Here is a 19,496-nt window from a genome sequence, read left to right on the forward strand (position 1 = left end):
TTATATCATTACCTCTGCGTGTCTATATCCCAACATCAGCCATTATTTAAAAAGAACAGACATAAGCCGGGCAGGCATCCCCGCATTTGTGCCTGACTGGAAGGACCTGACCGTGGTGCTGTGCGCCGGCCTCATAGTCCTTGGCGCAGTCGCGCTGGCAGCCTCGGCGCAGACCTTTTCGATTGTGAAGGGCCAGATAGTTGAAAAGGGCGTCGGCGTGCTTGGGCTTGGGCAAAAGCGGACGCTAACGAACACCATCTCCGTCCTGATAGAGGACGATGACAGGGTCTTTGACATAAAGCACGGAACCGTGGTCAAGTACCCCGTGTCAGAGAGCGACGCGCGGGCTCTCCAGATAGGCTCAAGGGTGGAACTGTTCATTTCGTCGTACGGCTCTGCTGTGCGCATACTATCATCACGGTGACGGCAACAATTTTTCCCTCAGAAATAAAGCCACGTTCTTGGCCACGATCCCGCGAGGATCCATCTGCGCAAGCTGCCTTGCATCCTCCTGCGTGTCAATGTCAAACATCAAGTGCTCCTGCTCTATGACGCACACGGTAGCGCCCTGCGCCTCTGCCGAGCGGACGTGCGAGTCGTAGCTGTCGTTGTCGTACGAAGTGGAAATGACGTTGGGCGGCATTCGCAGGAGCAGGTTCGTGCCGTCATAGCGCAGCGACGGGCAGATTACTATGCAGCGGCCTGCCGCGGCAGAGCAGACGCCGTCGATATCTCCAGCGCCAAGGAGCGGGAGGTCCTGGGGGATGACCAAAGTCGCGCTTGCGCCCTTGTCAGCCGCGTACTTGTCAGCAACCGCGACTGCAGAATTGACCCCGGCATCCTGCGCCTGTGAAAGGACGGTCGCGCCGTGCTTCCTAGCTATCTCGCCGGCCCGGCCGTCTGACGACACCACTGCAATTTCTGCAAGCGACCTGCACCGGACAAGGGCTGCAAGCGTGTCCTGCAGCATGAGCCCCGAAAGCCGTACGCGGTCTTCAAGGCTCAGGACTGAAGACAGCCGGCTCTTTGCGTTTTCAAATTTCTTTACAGGAATTATGGCGATAATTGTTTTTGTTGTCAATTCATGGACTTCCGCAACTGTAGCAGCAGGTATCTGCCGAGCCGGACTTCGTCTTTTCTTCCTTGCATGGTTATGTTTGTTTCGTGCACGTCCATGTCAAGACTCCTTCTTATCTCGCTTGCCGCCTCTCGGTCCCGGCGGTCTATGACGATAGAGCCGGCGACTTTTCTGTAGAATTCTGCGATGCCGGCAGCAGAAGCTCGTACGCCCACGGCATCCATGTATTTCACCGCCGGCCCAGACACGGCGGCGTTGCCTATTATCGGCGACACGGCGACTACGTCTGTACGCCTCTTTGCAAGGGCCGCCCTGATTTCCTTGAGCGCAAGCGTTGGCCCGATGCTTGATACCGGGTTTCCGGGCGCGATTATTATCCTGTCGGCGTTGTTTATGGCGGCAAGTGCCTGCCTCGTGGCCCGCGCTTTTCCAATCCCGCGGTAGCGTACTCCCCGCACCTCCGGCCTGCCGGCGTTTTTCACCCAGAATTCCTGCAGGTGCATCTCGCCGGCGCCGGTCAATATCACTGTCTCTACTTCGTTGTCGGTTGCAGGAAGAACTGTTGTGCTCACGCCAAATTTTTCTGCGAAATAGGCCGTGACCTGCGTTAGGCTCTTGCCTTGCCTCATCATCTCTGTGCGCAGGATGTGCGTTGCAAGGTCCCTGTCTCCAAGCCCGAACCAAGCAGGCGCGCCGGACCTTTTCATCTGAGAAAGGAAGGAAAACGTGTCGCCCTTGACTCCCCAGCCGCGCTCTTCGTCAAGCATCCCGGCAAGCCCGTAGACTATGGTGTCGATGTCCGGGCAGACGTACAGCCCGTGGAGCCAGATGTTGTCACCAACGTTTGCCACTACGTTCATGCTTCCTTCTTTCTTTTTTTCCAGTCGAGCAAGTCCCCTCACCAATTTCACAGAGCCCGTACCCCCCGCAAGGATTGTAATCAAACGCGGACAGTATGCAAAATTCGTTTTATTATATCTGCCGGACGCAACTAATTCGCAACCTTCTAGTGTACAGCACAATAAAGATTATAAAACAGCCAAAGACACTTTTCTCTCGTGAAGTCGTTACCCGTAGTTGTTGCGACGTTGTTTGCCACACTTTTGGCGTTCAGTGTTGTCCCGGCCGCTTTTGCTAATGATATGAACGCGGTTTTGGTCCCACAAGTCGATAAGGGAGAAACCCACTTTATCGCAGTCAAGAACATCACGTTCCGCTACCCGGCGGACAGCGCCATTGCACAGGAGCTTAACGGCAAGCAGGACCGCATCCAGTTTACCGTGTCAGGTAATTCGAGCAGCACTGACAACGGCGTAGCAAGTGCCATTACAGCGTTTAACAGGGCCCTGCTTCAGGCCCAGAGTCCAGCAATGGTCACCAACATGACGATCACCTACACTGGAACCATCAGGGGCTTTCCCGACAACGCGCTCATGACAGTCAAGGTCGAGGCTGTGCCCAATATAGAGAAGTTCGTGATAAGCGGAGGCAATAGTGGTGGCAACCAGTCCACCGCTACCAGCAGTGCCGTCGACCTTGAATGGAGGGGGCTAAGCGTTACAGACCCAATAGTGCTCACTGCGCCAGATGTAGGCCAGATAGAGATAACAAAGCCAATAAACCTCGTAGACAAGCTGCACAAGGACCTTGCCAAGCAGATATTCGAGTCTCAGGCGTCAAGCATGTTCACTCCATCCATCATCAACTTTGACAAGTTCAAGCAGCCGATGAATACTTGGCACGTTCTTTTTGACCCGTCAGGACGCCTCGTCGAGACGTCATCCTTCTTCGCGGCTGAGAACACCGCAAAAGTCGTGTCTACCTACTCGCTCGGGGAGAGCAGCTTCAGAGAAGGAACGTTCCAGCCAGAGGAGTCGGATGCCACCGCCAGCATCGGCGGAGCGCAGGTGCAATTCCACTCCCAAGTGCCTGCCCCAAGCGGACAGATCCAGATTGCAGGATACGCCAAACTTGACCAAGCTACCGGAGGCAACGTTGCGCTCGTCACCACAGATGCACCAGAAGGTGTAACGCAGTCGTCAGGCAACTTCCCCATCCAGGTGCTCCTCGTGCTCGGTGGAATGATGGGTGCCATCGCGGTGTTCATCCTGTTCAAGGCCAGAAAGTAAGAAGAGAAGAGCTGCGCCTTCCCACCACTTTAATTTATTTCACAAGCTTGTACATAGTTTATAGATCAATACCCGTATTATTTGACCGGCCTATTCCCCACCTTGGTAGCAACAAATGAGAACAGAAGAAGAGGCCAAATACGACCTTGACGAGCGCATCTTCGAGCTGTACGACAGCGGAATGTCCATCCAGTCCATAACGGAGGAGCTTGACACCACGGCAGATTACGTGGCATCTGTCCTCAGAAACGTGTCGATAGAGGCTAGCTAGGCCCTTTTCGACTGCCCCGCGGCCGCTGCCATCTTTGCCCGTTCTTCCTCTTCTCCAGCTCCGCCGCCATCCTCGTCGCGCAGATAACTGCCCGCGTCTTTAACCGTGGTTATCGTCACCCGCCCTTTTTGTAAGAGCGACCTGCCGAAAAAGCGCGTCCGGCCTATCCCTATCGCCTCGCCCCGGGCATTCAGGATTATCACGAGCTCGTTCTCGCCAAGCTCGGCTGACGCCTCTACTACAGAATCGCCCATCACGTCCCGGCCGTACAGCACCAGTTTTTCAGCGTTTTCCCCGACTTGGACATAGTATTTGTTTCCCCTGCCGCCGGCTGCGCGCGCGAAAAGGCTCGCCCCGGCAAGCGTAGGCGCAAACTGCTTCTTCTTGCCAAGGTCGCCCACGGCAAGGCCGGCCATGTCTGGCTGCACCTTCAGGACAATGTCTTCGAGTTCTGGTGACAGCAGGCAGACCTTGCCTTTTCCGTGCATGAGAAACGCCTGCCCTTTTAGAGCTTCAAACACGCCCCATCTGTCAAGCGCCCTGTTGAGGAGTGTTTGTTCCTGACGCGTCAATTCGCGGAACGTCATTATGATGGCAGCACCTTCATCCTTGCGACGAAAAAGCCTGTCGTGTCGTGTACGTGCGGGTAAAAGCGCCTTGCGTTTCTGACGCTTTTTTCAAATTCGATGTTTCCAAAGGAGGCAAGTCCCTCGCTTCCATGCGGCACGGGCTCGACTGACACGCCAAACTTGCGTACCATCCTGTCGACTACCACCTCGTTTTCCTCTGGCGCAAAAGAGCACGTCGAATAGACTACTATCCCGCTGCTCTTGCAGGCGCCAATTGCCGCTTCAAGCATCTTTTCCTGCCGGCCCGCGCAATAGTCCACGTCCTCCGGCCTGTGGCTCGTCTTTCTCGTCTTGTCTTTTGCTATCACCCCTTCGCAGCTGCACGGCGCGTCGAGGAGCACCCTGTCAAACTTGCCAAGATTGGTTGCGGCAAGCGCGTCAGCATACAGTATGCACGTGTTTGCTACTCCAAGGCGGTCGAGGTTGAATGACATCGACCTTGCCCTCTTTTGGTTTGGTTCTAGTGCGACTATAGAGCCTGTGTTTTGCATCCTCTGCGCAATATGGGTCGTCTTGCCTCCCGGCGCGGCCGCCATATCCAGCACCGACTGGCCCCCCTGTACGTCCAGCGCCTCGACTGCCATGCACGAGCTTAGGTCCTGTATGTAATAGTGGCCCAAGAGATACTCGTTGGTGGCGCCTGTCGCCATGGGCGCCTTTGTCACTTTAAGCACTTCCGAAAGAACTGTATGTTCAAGCGAAAACCCTTTTGCGACGAGCCTCCTTTCAAGGTCGTCCCTGTTTGTCTTGAGCGTATTGACGCGTATGTATTGCGAAGGCTTTTGTTCCAGCTTTTCCATAAATCGCTCGACGTCTGGCACGTATTGCAAAAACCTCCCCACGAGCCATTCGCTGTAGCCGTACTTGTCTGCAAGCGCGGCAGACCTTGCAGACCGGTCAAAAAGGAGTGTCGTCAAGCGCCCAAAAACAATGGGCGCACGTGTCCATTTATACTCTATCTCGCTCTATCTTCCGCCGCCCGGAAGGCCGAGCACCTTCGTTGGCGCGCGATAGTCAGTTACGACCTTGATTCCCTGGTCCGACGTGACCTTGATTGTCGGCGCAAGCGTGTCCGGATTTGGGTAGAAGTAGTATGTCTGGCCGGGCTCCAAAAAGTCCTTGGTCTGTATGTCGCCGACTCCCATCTCTGCCGAGACGTTTGTCAGGCGCTCAACGCCCACGTTAACCACCCTTATGCGGTAGAGCGTGCCAGAGATGTCGGTGGTGTCCCGGGTCGCGTCCACTTCGAGTGCAAACTGCGGTCTTGTCAGCCACGTGTATGCGAAATAGCCGGCAAACGCGACGCCTATTGCGGCAGAAATGGCTATTGCAACGATGACGCGCACAGGATAGAACAGAACCTAGAGGATGATATTATAGTTATTATTATTCCGAGTCGCCATCGACAAGGCCGCGGCGCTTTATGTAGCGCAGGAGCGATTCATAGTTGTCTTGAAGGTTGTAGTAGCGCACCATGTTCTCCAGTTTTTCGTCGTCAAACTGGTGCCTGACGGGCTTTTTCGCCCTTTCGTCCTCGGAGCTTTTTTGCGCCACCAAGTAAGATTAGAGCTATCTAATTGATAAACTTTAGCTATCAAGATCAAAGAACATGCTTCTGTAGTCCTATGAGACGGTGATGAAGTGCCAAGTTATCAGGACGGTTTCCTGACAGAGCTCATCCCTTATCTTTTCCTTGAACTTTTTCAGGTCTGCCTTGAGGGGCCTGCCGTACCCCGTAATTATTGATAGCAAATAGCTTTCAGTCACTTCGTCTTTGCCCGACTTGGCACGGTAATAGCCAGTACCGGTCAGTTTTGTGCCTCCGTGATACTTTGGCCAGATCTGGTTTATGATGTCGTCCACCTTTTCGGGGTCGATGTCCTTGCCGTCCTTTGTTTTCGTGGGCACGTAAAAGTCGATTTTTATCATCCTTGGGCGGGCCATTGCTCTGCTGCTCCGGCGTCGTAGTGCGTAATAACGCTTGGGTTGTAAATGCGCATACCAGTCATAATCCCCAAAATAATAATGTGCGTTTAAGCAAAAAAAGTCGCTGTATCTTCTTCAGACCATTGTCATTGCAGTAGTGCATTTGCAGAAAAATTCGCAAATAACACAGGCACAAGTAGTAGCCACACAAGAGAAAGACAAAGTTGCAATGGGCATTGATGCAAGTGCTATTGATTTTAGCCCTTGACTGCCACTTTGTAATCTTGAAACAATAAGCCGCGCCGCGTGTTCGCCAAGAAGTTTGCTTAGCTGATGTTCAATGTCAATTATTGAATAATGATGCTTGTCATCAAGAGTAATCTCATTGCGCTCGATGCTTTTGATTATTATTTCTGTTGTAGACTGATCTAGAAAATCAAGCTGTTCGAACGCCTTCTTGATATTATCGGCACGAATAATCTTATCTGCAGTATTTGGCTTTGACAAGGGTTTGTTGGTGCTATTCGCCTGTTTTAGATAAATATTATGATTATAGCAATTACATTCATTTACTAATAGAGACGCCCAAGAAAAAATAATGTGCGTGCCAGCCGTAACCCTCCTTCTGTTCTAGGCGGGATTCCGCTGAGCAGCCAACCTGAGCAGGTGCAGGACCCTTGCGCTCTGTTTGGCCTTGCTCCACCCGGGTCGGCAGTTTCATTCCGGTATCGGAAACCTCAGGCTTTTGCCATCACCGTATCGCCCCGACCGAATATCTTTTCTGTTCCGTCGCCAGCCGTCTCCGGCTAATTGTCGCCAATTCGGGTGCCTGCAGCGAGGGAGGAGTTTCCTCTCTTTCGAGTCGCCCGCCCACTGGCTCGCAACACGTATTGATGCGACTTGCTATTTTAAGTTTGGAAAATACTCTAGCTCTGTCTGCATCATTTGCTCCTGCGTCTCGGCATTTGAATAATCCTCAAGCAGTTCTCCGTTAAGTTCAAGAAACGTGTGCCCCCACTTGAACTTGTTCATGATTTCTGCTGCTAGCTGCTTGTCACCGAGGATGTACAGCGCCCCCGCAAGAGCCTCCGCGCTTGACAGCTTGCCGAGTTTTGCATAGTTTGTCGGGTTTGCCGCAAGTATGGCCGGCAGCCTGCGCCCTATGCCGGCAGAAAACACCCTCTGCTTGGCGACGTCGTCGGCCCTCTCCCACGAACAGTCCACGGCGCAAACAGAGCGTGCAATTTCTGCGTCATTTTTAGTGAGCAAAGTCTCTGAAAACGGGTTCAGCACTATTGCGTCTCTGTGTATGAACTTTACGGGCTCGGCTATCCGGAATTTCGCAAGCTTTGCCGCAGTGCACTTGAACGGGTCGTCCTGGCGCATCATGTAGACCTGCGGCTTCACGTGCAGCATGGCCCTATTACACCATTAAAGTTTTTAGTGGTGCAAGTCAGACCTGCATACGTATATTGTCGCCGGCCATAGCAAGCCTCCAGTTTCCCTTTGAGCTAAAGAGGGACCAGCTAGAGGCGGCAGAGGCTTGGATGCAGAACGGCTGCAGAGGGTCAGTGATATTCAGCACGGGCACCGGCAAGACAGAGATTGCGTGGGAGTGTGCAAGGCGCGCTGCCGTCAATTCCGGCAAAAAGAGGTACGCGGTGCTGTTCATCGTGCCTAGGATTGTGCTGATCAGCCAGAACATCAAACGCCTTCGCAGCTACGGCATCGACGAGGGCGCAATCGGCACCTATTACGGCGAGCGCAAGGACGCAAGGGAGATAACGATAAGCACTTACCAGAGCGTCATCAACAATTTTGACCTTGTGAGGCAGGCGGACATGGTGGTGCTTGACGAGATCCATCTCGTGAGCGAGACCGCGGTGGAATTTGACAGGATATTTGACGTGATAGTGGAAGACCCCGGCAAGGCAATACTCGGGCTGACTGCGACCATCGACGAGGGCGACCCGCGCTACGGCACGATACTGGTAGTCGCCCCGCCCGTGAAAAAATACATGATAAAGGATGCCGTGTCAGACGGCCGGCTCGCAAGGCCGGTCGTAAAGGAAGTGGAGGTGAAATTCACCGACGACGAGCAGAGAATCTACGACGAGGCAAGCAATGCGATAAAAGAGATCTCTAGAAAGTTGCAGGTGTACGACCCTGCGAGGATGACAACGATGCTGATGCGCGGAGGAGCGCGAGGCTCCTTGGCCAAGCAATGGTTTGCGATGGTGCGCAAGCGAAAGGAGCTTCTCAGCTCTACAAAGCAAAAGCTGTATGCGGCAGTAGACATTGTAAAGCAGCACCCAAAGGAGCGCGTGATGATATTCAGCGAGACCGTCGACTCGATACAGCAGCTGCGCGACATGCTAGAGTCGTCGGGCATCCCGGCAAGGACGATACACAACGGCGTGCCGAGGTACGAGCGCGAAGAGATCCTTGAAAGCTGGGGCAGCGACTATTATCCTCTCTTGTCGGTGCACACGCTGGAGATAGGCTACGACGTGCCGCAGGTGGGAATAGCGATAATCCTCGCAAGCGCGGCAAACGCAAACCGCGTCGCGCAGAGGATAGGCCGCGTGGTGAGAAAGGCGGAAGGAAAAGAGCACGCGCTAGTCTACGTGGTGCACGTCCGGGACACGAAGGACAAGAACATAGTAAAGATGGTAAACGCGGCTATTGAAAAGTCAAGCGAAGAGGGCGGCAGGACAAAGGCGCCCCGCGGTAGCGGCAAGAACAGGCCGACGCGCGGGCAAAAGACGATACTCTAGATGCCGGCCATTCCCTTTGCAAGCATATCGCCCACCCTTTCCAGGTACGAGTCGATGTCCATCTCCACCACCCTGCCGGCGTCGATGTTGATAATGTAGACCATGTGGAGGTGCGCGTTGAGGATGTCCTCCTCTGCGACCGGCGGGTTTGAATAGTACCTGTCGCACAGCGCCTTGACCTCCTTTACCTCTTCAGCAGTCCTGTTCCGGGGCGGGCGCCGGAACAGGTTTGGTATCGGCAGGATGCTTACTGGAGGAGTAGCAAGGACGAACTTGTTGGAGTGCTTGCTGTATCTCGCAACCTTGCTTGCAATCCTTGCCGCGTAATATGAAAGAGGGTCGAGTGCGTGCTCTGGCGGGATGAATCCGGTCTCTATCTCCACGAGTGCGACTCCGTCCCCCTTGGTCGCATAGACATCGCACACGAGTATGTCGGTCAGCTGCTTTTCGACATCTACAGAGTAGCCGTCGCGGATGAGGTGCTTGGCGCACACAAGCTCCATAGCCGAGTGGTTTATCTTGACCAGGTTTCTCTGGTAGAGGTCTATCAGCCGCGTCCGTACAAAGTCAAGCCTCTGGACGTTTTCCTCAGGCTCGCCGGCGGCCATCCTGTCTGCAAGGGACGTGACGTCGGCTACAAAGCTCTCTAGATCCAAAAAGCCTTCACTAGAGCAAGAGTGTCGTACCTTAAAGATTGTTCGATGGCTTGCCGGAAAATAGGTTTAAAAAGCAGCGGTCTTGAACTATCGGTGGCCATGTGCGCTCATCAAGAGAAATCCGAAGGCGGATATCACATGACGACGGTGGCGGCTTGCATACTTGTAATGGGCATATCCCTTGCAATAGTCATCCTCCTGTGGGCATGGTTTGGCTACATTGGTCCCAAGTTCTCTGACAGTGTCATGCGCCATCAGCAGGAAACCCTGAGGGCGCAGTACGGCTTTGAGCCGCTGCCCCAGATTACTGAGGAAGACGCAAAAATCCCGCCGTCACTCCGGAACCTACAGCAACATTAGAGCAAGTCTTCGTCTATAGTCTCTATCTTGTCCATGTACTGCGCGCAGTCGCACCCCGGCACAAGGCACCTGCCTACCCGTAATATCGAACTGGCCCTTGGAGAATTCTTTTCGTGGGCCTGATACGTATGGTGACACAGGAGGCAGTTCATTATATCACCGTCAAGACACAGGCGGGCAAAATAAACCAAGCGATGTGCTTTCAAAAAGATTATACGTGATCTGGCCCACACGCTGTTACGTTCATCATGGACGACCATTCTTATGGCAGTTACATAAGGCGCTACAAGGAAAAGACTAGCAAGTCCAAGCGCCTTTACTCAAGGTCGGAAAAACTGTTCCCGGGAGGCATCAGCCACAACATCCGCTATTTCGAGCCGTACCCATTCTTTGCAAACGCGGCGAGGGGAAATAGGCTCTTTGACATAGACGGCAACAGGTACACCGACTACTGGATGGGCCACTGGGCGCTCATCCTTGGCCACTCGCCGGCACCGGTCGCCTCTGCGCTTGCAAAGCAGGCAAGAAACGGCACCCTGTACGGCGTGACAAACGATGTGTCGGTGGAACTTGCAGAGGTCATCCAAAAGCTGATGCCAAGGGCAGAGATGATGCGCTTTAGCAGCACCGGCTCGGAAGCCACGATGTACGCAGTCAGGCTTGCAAGGGCAAAGACGGGAAGGCGCGTCATTGCAAAGGCGATAGGAGGCTGGCACGGCTTTAACACTACCCTTATGCAGACTGTCAACTTTCCGTTCGAGTCAGAAGAAGGCCCCGGGCTGGTGCAGGACGAAGGTCAGTACGTCGAGTCCGTGCCGTTCAACAACCTAGAGGCGTCGCTCAAGGTGCTAGAGACGATAAAAGACGACCTGGCGTGCGTCATAATAGAGCCGGTGCTCGGAGGCGCAGGCTGCATACCGCCGGCAAAAGGCTACCTAGAGGGCTTGCAGGAATTCTGCAAGAAAAACGGCGCCCTTTTCATCCTTGACGAGATAGTGACGGGATTCAGGCTTTCGCTGCACGGCGCGCAGGGCGTGTACGGGCTGGAGCCGGACCTGTTTACGCTTGGCAAGATATGCGGAGGAGGGATGGCAATCGGGGTGGTGTGCGGCGACAAGGACATCATGTCGCTTGCCGACCCGGTCTCGATAAGGGAGAAGGAGGCGCGATGCGCTATCGGCGGGGGCACGTTCTCGGCAAACCCGGCCACGATGGCTGCAGGGCTTGCAACTCTGGATTTCCTAAAGAAAAACGAGCGCAAGGTCTACGGCAAGATTGACAAGCTGGGCGCGATGGCAAGGAAGGGGCTTGACAATATATTTGCAGATGCAAAAATCCCGTGCAGGGTCACAGGCACCAACTCTGTCTTCCTGACCCACTTTGTCAAGGAAGGAACAACAGGTGTGGAAAACGCGACGGACGTCGCGACATCAGACAGGGGCAAGCTGGTGAAATACCACATGGCCCTCATGGCAGAGCACGGCGTGTTCTTTCTTCCGACCAAGATGGGAGCCATCTCGTACGCGCACGACGAGGCGGACGTAAAGAGGCTCCTGTCGGCGACAGAGAAAATCGCCAGCTCAGGCGTGTTGAAATAATAACAGCAGACTCTTTAGCAAAAGGTTCCTAGGAGGGCGCAGGAACCATCCCTCTTTTTCGGTCGCTTCTTTTGCATCAGCTGTGCAGGAAAACACGACAAAGTTTGCCCGCAGAGACTGCTTGCCTGACTTTAGCATCATGCGCTCGATCCCAAGGATTTCTCCGACTTGTGCCTGCACGCCCATCGACGCAAGGTGCAGCGACAGCGCCTTTCCATAGTCCGTGCCTCTTTCAGGCACGGTTGCAGGCAGCATCCATGATGACGAGCTGGCAACTCTTGCAAACAACACCCTCTTCTTTTTCTTTTTGCTGTCCTTGACGATTGCGACTGCGGCCTTTAGCACAAACTGCCCACCGGACATCTGCTTGAGCTCGGCAAACGCCCCTGGCGGCAGGCGTACTGTTTTTCTGGCCGACGCAAGCTTGCCTCCAATCTTGCGGTAGTTACCCTGCGTGTATATCAGAGGAGACTTTGATTCGTCAAACACCGCAGACACGGCCTCTCCCACAACCATCACGTGGTCGCCCATTTCCTGTACGGACACTACTTTGCATTCGCACGCAAGAGCGCATCCCCTTATCAGTGGGACTCGCTTGCCTGCGTACGTCTCAAAAGTCCCGGGTATCGCAAGCTTGGCGATCTCTGTCCCGGAATAGCCGCCGGCGATGTTGACTAGCCCCGCCTGGTCGTCTGCGGCGATGTTGACCCCAAACGCGCCGGCCTCCTTTATGTTCCACAAAGTCGGCGAGTCGTGGACAAAGATGGCAATAAGCATCGGCTCGTACGAGACCTGCATGGCCCACTCTGCCGCCATCACGTTCTTGCCCCACTTGCCGTCTGTAGTCACGAGGGCGACGGTGGTGGCAAAGTAGCGGTGCGCGTTGTCCTGTATCATATCAGGCATCAAAATTGCATTGAACCCGGGCGATAATATAATTAATTAATCCTTTTCATTTGTTGCTGGAAAACTTTAGCACCGCAAACGCGTACACCGCGCAGGCAAAGATGGTGACTCCCACCTTGGTGGCAAACACGATGTTCACCTGGTACAGCTGCGAAGGAAAGCCGTTTGCCACGCTGTCAGGGTCGAGATTGGCTGCAGACTGCCTTGACAGGATGGCGCCCCAGTACATGAAATTAAAGAGGATTTCGTAAAACGAGATGGCCGTTATTATGAACAGGACCATCGCATAAAAGTATCTCCAGTTGCTGTCGAGGATTTTAAGCCGGTCCTTCATCAGCTCCAGAAAAGAGAACCAACCGGCAAAGACCACTATCATCAGCCAGGTTATCGGCTTTAGAAAGTAAGGAAACGCCCCGGGAGGCGGAAGCTCCTCGTTCACAAACCCTTCGCCGACAGGGCCTTCGCCGGTTCCGTTTGCCGCGACGTAGGCTACCAGAAACAGTATTGCAGCAATTGAGCCGAGCAGCACGTACAACGGCAGCTTCTTGCGCGCAGCTATCTGCAGCATCCCTGCATCTGTATTTCAAAATTCATTTTACTTATATCTTGCTTACCCTTTTGCCCCTGGAAATTGCGCGATTAACCATTGCCAGAACATCCAATAAACAGAGAAACGAAGAAAAGCGCCGGAAAAACCGGCGGGGATGTGTTTTTACTGCTGTTGTATTACCTGATTCAGCCAGGCCGCGTCGTGGCCTTCACCGTTGCTTGCCGTGACCGTTATCGGCTTTTCCTCTGCTGGCGCGGCTGTCACTGGCTCTGCCTGTGAGGTTTCTGGCTGCGGGGCCGGCTCGGCGGTCGTGACTGCTGGCGCAGAATCCACCGGGGAGGTGGCACCAGTAGTAGTAGCCGTCGCCTCGGTCGTGACGCTGTCGATTGTCAGCCCTGACAGTTTGGCCCTGACGTTTCCGATCTCGGTCCTTTCATTGTTGATGTGCTCAACCAGCTCGTCCGTGTTGATCTTGACCTGCTGGTACGTCTCTTCCTTCATCTCGTTGCTCCTGAACTGGAGCTTGGCGTCAAAGAGCACTGCCTTGACCTGCTTGGCCTCTGCGTCAAGCTCTGAAAGGCGCGCCGTCAGCTTGTCACTGACTGCCTTCTCTGCCTCGTTAATCTCGCCCAGCTTTTTCTCGTATTTTATCGACACAAGTTCTGCATCTTCCTTCATGCCGTCGTTTTCCGCGACTATCTCATGAAGTGCCTTCATCCTCTTGAGAGTGAGCGACTTTTGCCTGATGAGCTTTTGCGCTTCCAGCCTCCACTTGGGAATAAAGAACACGAAATCGCCCTGGACCACCAGCTGCTCGTACGGGAGCTGCTTGATTCCTGCAGAGCCGCAGTCCACGCCGACGCTTTCGATCTCGCCGTCGATTTCCGTGATTATGCCTACTACTTTTCCGATGAATGTCCCATAGATGTCCTTGACTTGCTTGCCTACGAATGCGAGCTTTTCTTCGCTCATGCGCAATTGTTTGTAAGTAGGTATAATGATGACGGTGTCAAAATTGTTGCATTATTTTGTCAGCGGGCGTTTTACCAGATTCTACAGGATTGTATTTTATTAAAATCAGGAAAAGAGAAAAAAGAGAAGGCCAAAAAGGCCCGGAAGTTCTTAGCGTATGAACTGCTGTTGCGACTGTGTGTAGAATGCAGTCCACGCCTTGGCGACGTTGGTGCCAAAGTCAGAGACGGCATCTATCGACCTGTTGTAGATCTTTAGGTTCTCCCTTGCGGCGTCCAGAGCGTTGATGGTCAGCTGGTTGTTGATGCCGACTGCCCTTATCGCGTTGTTGGTCACCTCGTTTGCCTGCTTCACAAAGAGGTCTGCATACGGGCTTGCCGGGGCGTTCACGTTGCTTGCCACCTGCTTTTGCGCAGAAAACGCGGTCTGGATAAGGTTCTTGGTTGTCTGGATGTAGTCCAGCTGGAGGTTAGAAATTGATTGTAAATACTGCGGCTGAACCTTGGCTATCTCGTCCACCGTGCGGATATAGTTGTCCTTTACTGCGTCAATTACGTCTGTCCTGCTTGTCGTCGTTTCTTCCTTGCTGCTTGATTTCGTTGTATCGACCATTTCGATTACCATATAATGGTATTACACGGTAATATATAAACATTGGTCAGCAATGGCATTTACTGGCATATATTGCCATACAAAGCGCCTCATTGCCTTTCCGATTCCTGCCTCTTTTTCTCGGTGCGCTTTTCGGCGTCAAAGCGTTCCAGCTGGTACGAGTTCATGTCGGCAAACTTTATTCCTTCCGCGAGGACTGAGTGTGCCTTTTGCAGCTGCCTGTACATATCCTGGCAGACCTGCCGGTAGTCCGGGTGGCCCTGCGGCACAGTGCGCAGTTCAATCAGGTGGCAGGCTTCTCGCAGGTTCATCTTCATGAAATACGGATACCGATATGCGAAATTGACAACGTACTGCGCCTCCTCTGGCATCTCTTTTGCAATCGCCTCATAGGCGTCCCTCGACGAGGACATGCACTCTGCAAACTCTTTTGCAAGGCCGGCGCCCTTTATCTCCCCGGGCATGTCATAGCCGTGTCTCGTCGACAGCAGCTGCCGCTCTAGAGTCAGCACGCGGTGCCGGTGCATGTCGCGGAACATGCCAAAGTTTGTAAATAGCTCAAAGGTGCAGTCGACCATCTCGTATGCCCTGCCCGGCCGCTGCCGGCGGTTCTCGCGGTATTGCGTGTAGGTGCGGATTATGCCGTGCCTGTCCTGCGACGACATGGACTTTACATACCTCATCACCTTTTCAAGGGGCCGGCCGTCAGCCTGTTCGTACAGGACGGCAGACGCCACCTTGACCTCTGCCGCAAAGTTGTCCTCCGGTTCCAGCAGCCTGACTTTCTCGGGGCTTGGCTCAGGGCCTATCCCGGACAGGTGCTTTTTTGCAAGGTCCCGCACCGCGTCCTCCGTCTTGGCAAAATACGCCTGCATGGCCTGGCCGTGCTTGTCGTTTGCGCGCCGGACAAACGAGGGTATCACACCGTTCAGCTCAGAGAGCAGCTGCTCCCCAAGCGAGCGCAGTTCCGACAGGTGCGAGCCGTGCATTATCGTGAGCAGATATTCAAACGCCCTGCCGTTGCCGGTTATGCCGACGTTTGTCAGCGTTGAGGCGGGCAGGAGGCCGCGCAAAAGGTCGAGCGCCTTGGCCCTTATCGTGACGCGGTATATTCGCTGCGCCGAGTCGATGTCCTTTTGCTCCTTCAGAGAGCCAAACTGCCTTTCCTTTTGTAGAGAGGAATCAAAGAACGAGAACTTTTCTATCGGCTCCTGCTCTTGCAGGAATTTCGTCATGGCAGACAGGCTCTTGCTGTAGGTGTCAAACGCAAGATCGCAGGCTGCAAGATAGCGGTCGGCGTGCCTTGACGACATTATGCGACCCTCCCGCAGGTAGCGGTACAAGCCGCCGGCTACCTTTTGGTCGAACGGGACGTAGCGTGACGACTTTTCCAGGTACGAAAGCCCTATCCTGCGGTCCTCTATCTTTTTTGCCACGACGTTTGATATGCCCTCAAGGGCCACCTGCGCCTCGCCAAGCTCGGCGACCGAGTCGTCGCCGTATTCGAGCAAGACCTTGCGGTAAAATTCCTCGCCCCGGTTCGGGTTCTTGGCAAACTCGTCAAGAAAGACCCTGCGCATACTCTTGTCTGTCCGGGAATACCGGGACATCAGCGCGCCCCTGTCCACCTGCCGCGGGGTGGTCAGAGCAAACACCGCCTTGTCAGTATTTGAAAAGTGGCCGGCTAGCGCGGCTTTTTCCTCGTCGGTAAAAGAATCCAAAAACGCGCTGTCGCCCATGATATGTGTGTCTCACCAAGGCAAGGTCGGCCCCATTATTAAAAACCAGCGCCGTATCTCAGATACAGACCACTTTTGCAGAGGCCGCCTCTTGTACAACAAAATGTTTTTAAAATCAGGGAGGAATTGATTCAGTACGTCAAATACAGAAACTGATTATACTAGCCGCTGCAAGACCATTCTTGCAGAAAATAAGCAGCTTGATCTTGTTATGGTCACTGACAAGTACGCCAACATCATGGCCAAGGCCGCGCGCCAGCTGCCCCAGAGCTCCATACGCCAACTCTCGCCGGAGGACATCGTCAAGACGGCGCTGCGCACAAACATCGCCAAGGGCGCGTTCAACGTCAATAGCCCCACGACCGGGATAACGTCAAACATCCACGTCCAGTATAACGCAATGGACATCATCATGTACCCTCTGGACAACGACCTGACGCTCATTGCAATTGGAATAGTCGACCCTGCAGCGATACCAGAGATCTACTCCTCCGTGGGCAGGCACTTCCCCATGAAACTGAAAAAGGCGATAATAGTAGACGACGAGGAGGACATACGCAGCTCCATCCGGGAGGTGCTCAAAAAGCGCGGGTTTGACGTCGAGACTGCGGAAAGTGGTCCTGCCTGCGTCAAGGCGATAGAGAACGCCAAGCGCAACGGCACCGAGTACGGCATGGCGGTTATGGACATCAGGATGCCCGGCATGGATGGCTTTGAAGTCTACAAGAACATCCATCCGATATCGCCCAACACCAAGGTCATATTCATTACGGCGTTCGAGTACACGCAGGAAGACATAGCCAAGAAGGTGGAGAACGACAGCGTCAAGGTTCTCAGAAAGCCCTTTACTAGGGCCGACCTGCTGCAGCTCATCACCGACGAGACGAACCCCAGTCAGAAAGAGTAAGCAGTCAGTTCACAGGCAGGGTGAAGGAGAACGTAGCGCCCTTGCCGCCGACATTGTTCTCGCCGGAGATAGTACCCCCATGCGACTCCACTATCGCCTTGCAAAGGTAGAGCCCTAGGCCCGTTCCCTTGGCCCTGTCGGATTTTGACACGAACTTGCCGAACAGCTTTGGTTTCACAGAAGGGTCGATTCCCTTGCCGCTGTCGACGACGCTTATCTTTACACGCCCCGCAGCGTCTGGCTCTAGCACAATGCGTATTGGCCCTGACTCGGTAAAGTTGACGGCGTTGTCCACAAGGTTTACCAGCACTTGGCTTATCCTGCTCCGGTCGATCATCAGATCCCCCATCGCAGGCGGCACCTTTTCGTCGAGAACAATCTTGACCTCCTGGCCCCTCGGTATCTTTAGCTGGGCATCTTGGATTACTTCCTCTATCAGCTTTCTAATGTTGGTCATTTGCTTCTGGAGCTTGAAAGTGTTGCTCTCTACCCGGCTTACGTCGAGGATATCGTTCGTCAGTTTTGTGATACGGTTGGCGTTGCGCAGGATTATCTTGACGTTGTCATTGTCAGGCATACTATCGGCAAGGTTCTCGGCGCTCAGCACTATGGGAAGGACAGGGGTACGCAGCTCATGGGCGGCTATGTTGATAAACTCATCCTTGATTACCTCCTGTTCTTTCAGCCGGTCGTACGCAGTCGTAAGCTCGGATAACTGGTTTGAGATTTTTACTCCCTGCTTGCTCACGGTGGTAAAGAGGCGCTTGTTGAGCACAAGTATGAACGCAATGAATATCGCCGAGATTGCGGCTATCAGGCCAGTCGCTATGAGGTTAAAGCTCTGGCGCTGCAGAAAGATGTCCACGAAGGGCTTTTGCACTAGAGAGATGGGCAGTGAAACTGCGACCGTCCACGCGTACGTCCCGTTTACCAGCACGGGCTCGTACGCCATCAGGGTTTCGTTCCCGCTTGCATCCTTGTACTGTACAACGCCGGACTTGCCCTGCGCAAGAAGCTGCAGGCTCCTTTGCATCATATCCTTCGTATCATCAGATACGAGGCTGAGAAAGGTGCCGTTCATGATGCTTTTGCCCACCAGCTTTTCTGACGGATGAATTAGTATAGTCCCATCGCTTGCGACTATCATCAGTGACTTGTCGGTGGACGCGGACGACATAGGGAAGACGTTCCTGACATTGCTGATAGGCACGAGGGCCACGAGCACTCCATCAAAAGAGCTGTTTTGCGCAGACTGCGAGATAGGGACTGCTATGGCAAAACTCGGGACGCTCCCTACGTCTTGGAGCAAGGGGCTTACGTACGGGCTGTTTGTCGCAAATGGCAGCTCATAAAAGCGCCTGTCAGAGAGGTCCGAGCCTATCGCGAGGGATGTGTCTGCCTTTGCGGCATAGATAAGTTTGCCTTCTCTAGAAATCCAGATGATGTTGTCCGCGTACGGGCCAAGCGAAGATTTTGTCAGCGACAGGGCCTGCAGGACAGAGTCGCTTACGGGTTCCTTGCCTGCAATCGCAATGGCTGAAGCGGTAAGTAGGCGTTCGGCATTGCCAAGGCTGACAGACACTCTGCCCGCCGCCTCCTTGGCGCCCTCTGACAGGTTATTTCGAAGCGCCTGTGATGCCGCCAGCGCTATGTTAGTCTCTGTAGTCTGCTGCGCCGTGTACACGAGAAACGAGGACACCGCAGTCATGCTAGCGAGCGCGACCGTTATTATTATGATAAGGGGGCGCCCTATGTTGCCCCAGCTGCTCATCTGATACCTTTGCGGCGCAGATTGTTATATAAGGATATTCAGTACGAGCGTCATGCGCGCTTTTTCCTCACATAAAAAAAGACCCATGCAAGGATCCCTACGCCGGACGCAGCAATGCCTATGCCAACAGGGAGTGCGGCAGCCGCCGCGGGCTCAAGCGCAGTCACCGAGTCGACGGGCACCCCGGGCTTTGTGTTGAGCGCGACCTCGTCAGGGCTTTGTGCATCTCCGGCTTTGTTGATTCCAACGTAGAGCACGTGCTCGCCGGCTTCATGCAGTTTGAACGGTCCGAGGTGCAGCTGCGCGCTGCCACCAGTCGCAACCAAGGGCACCTCAAACTTGGCACTTGACCCCAACTCGCTGCCCTGCACCGGCGCAAATTTCACCCAGAGCGACATTCCCTTGATGGCCGATTGGCCCGTGTTTTTGATGGTGACGTCGTAGCGGACATAGTCGCCTGCGGCAGGAAGCAGCTCCTGCGACTGCATGTGACGCTCTAGAGACAACTCGGCCTGGCCGCCCTGGGCAGAGGCATTAGAAATGCAGGTTGTTATTGCCGCCAGAAATGCAAAAGCGACGGCTGCGGCAAGCAGCGCGAGGTTCACGGCATATTCC

24 protein-coding genes and 1 other RNA gene are annotated in these 19,496 nt (G+C 54.1%); 7 read left to right on the plus strand and 18 right to left on the minus strand.

Annotation, left to right across the window (positions count from 1 at the left end; translation table 11 throughout):
- Nucleotides 1–88: 88 nt before the first annotated feature.
- Nucleotides 89–424, plus strand: coding sequence for a hypothetical protein (locus tag ACYOR7_RS07145; RefSeq protein ID WP_294805075.1), 336 nt, complete (start codon nt 89–91; stop codon nt 422–424).
- On the opposite strand, the gene cofC is transcribed toward ACYOR7_RS07145, so the two are convergent.
- Together cofC and cofD are read right to left on the minus strand one after the other, a co-directional pair.
- Nucleotides 416–1,081, minus strand: coding sequence for a 2-phospho-L-lactate guanylyltransferase (gene cofC / locus ACYOR7_RS07150; protein WP_479913496.1), 666 nt, complete (start codon nt 1,079–1,081; stop codon nt 416–418). The genes ACYOR7_RS07145 and cofC overlap by 9 nt on opposite strands.
- Nucleotides 1,078–2,022: a 2-phospho-L-lactate transferase gene (gene cofD, locus ACYOR7_RS07155; protein WP_479913497.1), complete on the minus strand. Its 945-nt coding sequence runs from the start codon at nt 2,020–2,022 to the stop codon at nt 1,078–1,080. Before cofD ends, cofC begins: the two co-directional genes overlap by 4 nt.
- A gap of 114 nt (nt 2,023–2,136) precedes the next feature.
- Here cofD and ACYOR7_RS07160 point away from each other — a divergent pair, with 114 nt between their 5' ends.
- Together ACYOR7_RS07160 and ACYOR7_RS07165 are read left to right on the plus strand one after the other, a co-directional pair.
- Nucleotides 2,137–3,207: a hypothetical protein gene (locus ACYOR7_RS07160; protein ID WP_294805069.1), complete on the plus strand. Its 1,071-nt coding sequence runs from the start codon at nt 2,137–2,139 to the stop codon at nt 3,205–3,207.
- A gap of 115 nt (nt 3,208–3,322) precedes the next feature.
- Nucleotides 3,323–3,478 (plus strand): hypothetical protein, encoded by a 156-nt coding sequence (locus ACYOR7_RS07165; RefSeq protein ID WP_294805067.1) that lies wholly within the window; start codon nt 3,323–3,325, stop codon nt 3,476–3,478.
- Here the strand turns inward: ACYOR7_RS07165 and ACYOR7_RS07170 are convergent.
- The 8 genes from ACYOR7_RS07170 to ACYOR7_RS07205 form a co-directional block, all read right to left on the minus strand.
- Nucleotides 3,475–4,065, minus strand: coding sequence for a PUA domain-containing protein (locus ACYOR7_RS07170; protein ID WP_294805065.1), 591 nt, complete (start codon nt 4,063–4,065; stop codon nt 3,475–3,477). The two genes, ACYOR7_RS07165 and ACYOR7_RS07170, sit on opposite strands and share 4 nt — an antisense overlap.
- A complete protein-coding gene (locus ACYOR7_RS07175) occupies nt 4,065–5,024 on the minus strand; it encodes an NOL1/NOP2/sun family putative RNA methylase (protein WP_479913498.1) in 960 nt (319 codons plus the stop codon). The genes ACYOR7_RS07170 and ACYOR7_RS07175 overlap by 1 nt, the downstream gene beginning before the upstream one ends.
- Nucleotides 5,025–5,072: 48 nt before the next feature.
- Nucleotides 5,073–5,453, minus strand: a complete 381-nt coding sequence (locus ACYOR7_RS07180; RefSeq protein WP_479913499.1) for a hypothetical protein — start codon at nt 5,451–5,453, stop codon at nt 5,073–5,075.
- A gap of 40 nt (nt 5,454–5,493) precedes the next feature.
- A complete protein-coding gene (locus tag ACYOR7_RS07185; RefSeq protein ID WP_294805059.1) occupies nt 5,494–5,661 on the minus strand; it encodes a hypothetical protein in 168 nt (55 codons plus the stop codon).
- 69 nt (nt 5,662–5,730) lie between these two features.
- Nucleotides 5,731–6,051 (minus strand): hypothetical protein, encoded by a 321-nt coding sequence (locus tag ACYOR7_RS07190; RefSeq protein WP_294805057.1) that lies wholly within the window; start codon nt 6,049–6,051, stop codon nt 5,731–5,733.
- A gap of 117 nt (nt 6,052–6,168) precedes the next feature.
- On the minus strand, nt 6,169–6,540 hold the full coding sequence (locus ACYOR7_RS07195) for a hypothetical protein (protein WP_479913500.1): 372 nt from the start codon (nt 6,538–6,540) through the stop codon (nt 6,169–6,171).
- 95 nt (nt 6,541–6,635) lie between these two features.
- Nucleotides 6,636–6,915, minus strand: an RNA gene (gene rnpB, locus ACYOR7_RS07200) — RNase P RNA component.
- 21 nt (nt 6,916–6,936) lie between these two features.
- Nucleotides 6,937–7,449, minus strand: coding sequence for a DUF367 family protein (locus ACYOR7_RS07205; protein ID WP_479913501.1), 513 nt, complete (start codon nt 7,447–7,449; stop codon nt 6,937–6,939).
- A 56-nt stretch (nt 7,450–7,505) separates the two neighbouring features.
- On the opposite strand from ACYOR7_RS07205, the gene ACYOR7_RS07210 reads away from it, so the two are divergent.
- A complete protein-coding gene (locus ACYOR7_RS07210) occupies nt 7,506–8,810 on the plus strand; it encodes a DEAD/DEAH box helicase (protein WP_479913502.1) in 1,305 nt (434 codons plus the stop codon).
- Here the strand turns inward: ACYOR7_RS07210 and ACYOR7_RS07215 are convergent.
- Nucleotides 8,807–9,466, minus strand: a complete 660-nt coding sequence (locus tag ACYOR7_RS07215; protein WP_294805050.1) for a hypothetical protein — start codon at nt 9,464–9,466, stop codon at nt 8,807–8,809. The genes ACYOR7_RS07210 and ACYOR7_RS07215 overlap by 4 nt on opposite strands.
- 99 nt (nt 9,467–9,565) lie before the next feature.
- Here ACYOR7_RS07215 and ACYOR7_RS07220 point away from each other — a divergent pair, with 99 nt between their 5' ends.
- Together ACYOR7_RS07220 and ACYOR7_RS07225 are read left to right on the plus strand one after the other, a co-directional pair.
- Entirely contained in the window at nt 9,566–9,826 is a 261-nt protein-coding gene (locus ACYOR7_RS07220; RefSeq protein WP_479913503.1) for a hypothetical protein, read from the plus strand.
- Nucleotides 9,827–10,074: 248 nt separating this feature from the next.
- A complete protein-coding gene (locus ACYOR7_RS07225) occupies nt 10,075–11,424 on the plus strand; it encodes an aspartate aminotransferase family protein (RefSeq protein WP_479913504.1) in 1,350 nt (449 codons plus the stop codon).
- Here ACYOR7_RS07225 and ACYOR7_RS07230 read toward each other — a convergent pair.
- From ACYOR7_RS07230 to ACYOR7_RS07250, 5 genes are all read right to left on the minus strand, one after another.
- Nucleotides 11,407–12,330 carry a flavin reductase family protein gene (locus tag ACYOR7_RS07230; protein WP_479913505.1) on the minus strand — a complete coding sequence of 308 codons (924 nt, stop codon included), beginning with the start codon at nt 12,328–12,330 and terminating at the stop codon, nt 11,407–11,409. The two genes, ACYOR7_RS07225 and ACYOR7_RS07230, sit on opposite strands and share 18 nt — an antisense overlap.
- A 46-nt stretch (nt 12,331–12,376) precedes the next feature.
- Entirely contained in the window at nt 12,377–12,898 is a 522-nt protein-coding gene (locus ACYOR7_RS07235) for a hypothetical protein (protein ID WP_294805042.1), read from the minus strand.
- A 144-nt stretch (nt 12,899–13,042) separates the two neighbouring features.
- Entirely contained in the window at nt 13,043–13,852 is an 810-nt protein-coding gene (locus ACYOR7_RS07240; RefSeq protein WP_479913506.1) for a CdvA-like protein, read from the minus strand.
- Nucleotides 13,853–14,002: 150 nt separating this feature from the next.
- Nucleotides 14,003–14,464, minus strand: coding sequence for a hypothetical protein (locus tag ACYOR7_RS07245; protein ID WP_294805038.1), 462 nt, complete (start codon nt 14,462–14,464; stop codon nt 14,003–14,005).
- Between the two features lie 89 nt (nt 14,465–14,553).
- Nucleotides 14,554–16,203: an FAD-dependent thymidylate synthase gene (locus tag ACYOR7_RS07250; RefSeq protein ID WP_479913507.1), complete on the minus strand. Its 1,650-nt coding sequence runs from the start codon at nt 16,201–16,203 to the stop codon at nt 14,554–14,556.
- Between the two features lie 211 nt (nt 16,204–16,414).
- On the opposite strand from ACYOR7_RS07250, the gene ACYOR7_RS07255 reads away from it, so the two are divergent.
- Entirely contained in the window at nt 16,415–17,110 is a 696-nt protein-coding gene (locus ACYOR7_RS07255; RefSeq protein WP_479913508.1) for a response regulator, read from the plus strand.
- A 4-nt stretch (nt 17,111–17,114) separates the two neighbouring features.
- Here ACYOR7_RS07255 and ACYOR7_RS07260 read toward each other — a convergent pair whose 3' ends face one another.
- Both ACYOR7_RS07260 and ACYOR7_RS07265 read right to left on the minus strand, forming a co-directional pair.
- Nucleotides 17,115–18,881 carry a sensor histidine kinase gene (locus ACYOR7_RS07260; protein ID WP_479913509.1) on the minus strand — a complete coding sequence of 589 codons (1,767 nt, stop codon included), beginning with the start codon at nt 18,879–18,881 and terminating at the stop codon, nt 17,115–17,117.
- 50 nt (nt 18,882–18,931) lie between these two features.
- A complete protein-coding gene (locus ACYOR7_RS07265) occupies nt 18,932–19,486 on the minus strand; it encodes a hypothetical protein (protein WP_479913510.1) in 555 nt (184 codons plus the stop codon).
- Nucleotides 19,487–19,496: the final 10 nt, after the last annotated feature.

Source organism: Candidatus Nitrososphaera sp. 86-2 (assembly GCF_056726185.1).

Bases quoted from the DNA above. Each gene is read 5' to 3' on its own strand.
- ACYOR7_RS07165 (WP_294805067.1), top strand. From the start codon at position 3,323: ATGAGAACAGAAGAAGAGGCCAAATACGACCTTGACGAGCGCATCTTC.
- ACYOR7_RS07170 (WP_294805065.1), bottom strand. From the start codon at position 4,065: ATGACGTTCCGCGAATTGACGCGTCAGGAACAAACACTCCTCAACAGG.
- ACYOR7_RS07190 (WP_294805057.1), bottom strand. From the start codon at position 6,051: ATGGCCCGCCCAAGGATGATAAAAATCGACTTTTACGTGCCCACGAAA.
- ACYOR7_RS07205 (WP_479913501.1), bottom strand. From the start codon at position 7,449: ATGCTGCACGTGAAGCCGCAGGTCTACATGATGCGCCAGGACGACCCG.
- ACYOR7_RS07220 (WP_479913503.1), top strand. From the start codon at position 9,566: ATGTGCGCTCATCAAGAGAAATCCGAAGGCGGATATCACATGACGACG.
- ACYOR7_RS07225 (WP_479913504.1), top strand. From the start codon at position 10,075: ATGGACGACCATTCTTATGGCAGTTACATAAGGCGCTACAAGGAAAAG.
- ACYOR7_RS07230 (WP_479913505.1), bottom strand. From the start codon at position 12,330: ATGCCTGATATGATACAGGACAACGCGCACCGCTACTTTGCCACCACC.
- ACYOR7_RS07235 (WP_294805042.1), bottom strand. From the start codon at position 12,898: ATGCTGCAGATAGCTGCGCGCAAGAAGCTGCCGTTGTACGTGCTGCTC.
- ACYOR7_RS07240 (WP_479913506.1), bottom strand. From the start codon at position 13,852: ATGAGCGAAGAAAAGCTCGCATTCGTAGGCAAGCAAGTCAAGGACATC.
- ACYOR7_RS07245 (WP_294805038.1), bottom strand. From the start codon at position 14,464: ATGGTCGATACAACGAAATCAAGCAGCAAGGAAGAAACGACGACAAGC.
- ACYOR7_RS07250 (WP_479913507.1), bottom strand. From the start codon at position 16,203: ATGGGCGACAGCGCGTTTTTGGATTCTTTTACCGACGAGGAAAAAGCC.
- ACYOR7_RS07255 (WP_479913508.1), top strand. From the start codon at position 16,415: ATGGTCACTGACAAGTACGCCAACATCATGGCCAAGGCCGCGCGCCAG.
- ACYOR7_RS07260 (WP_479913509.1), bottom strand. From the start codon at position 18,881: ATGAGCAGCTGGGGCAACATAGGGCGCCCCCTTATCATAATAATAACG.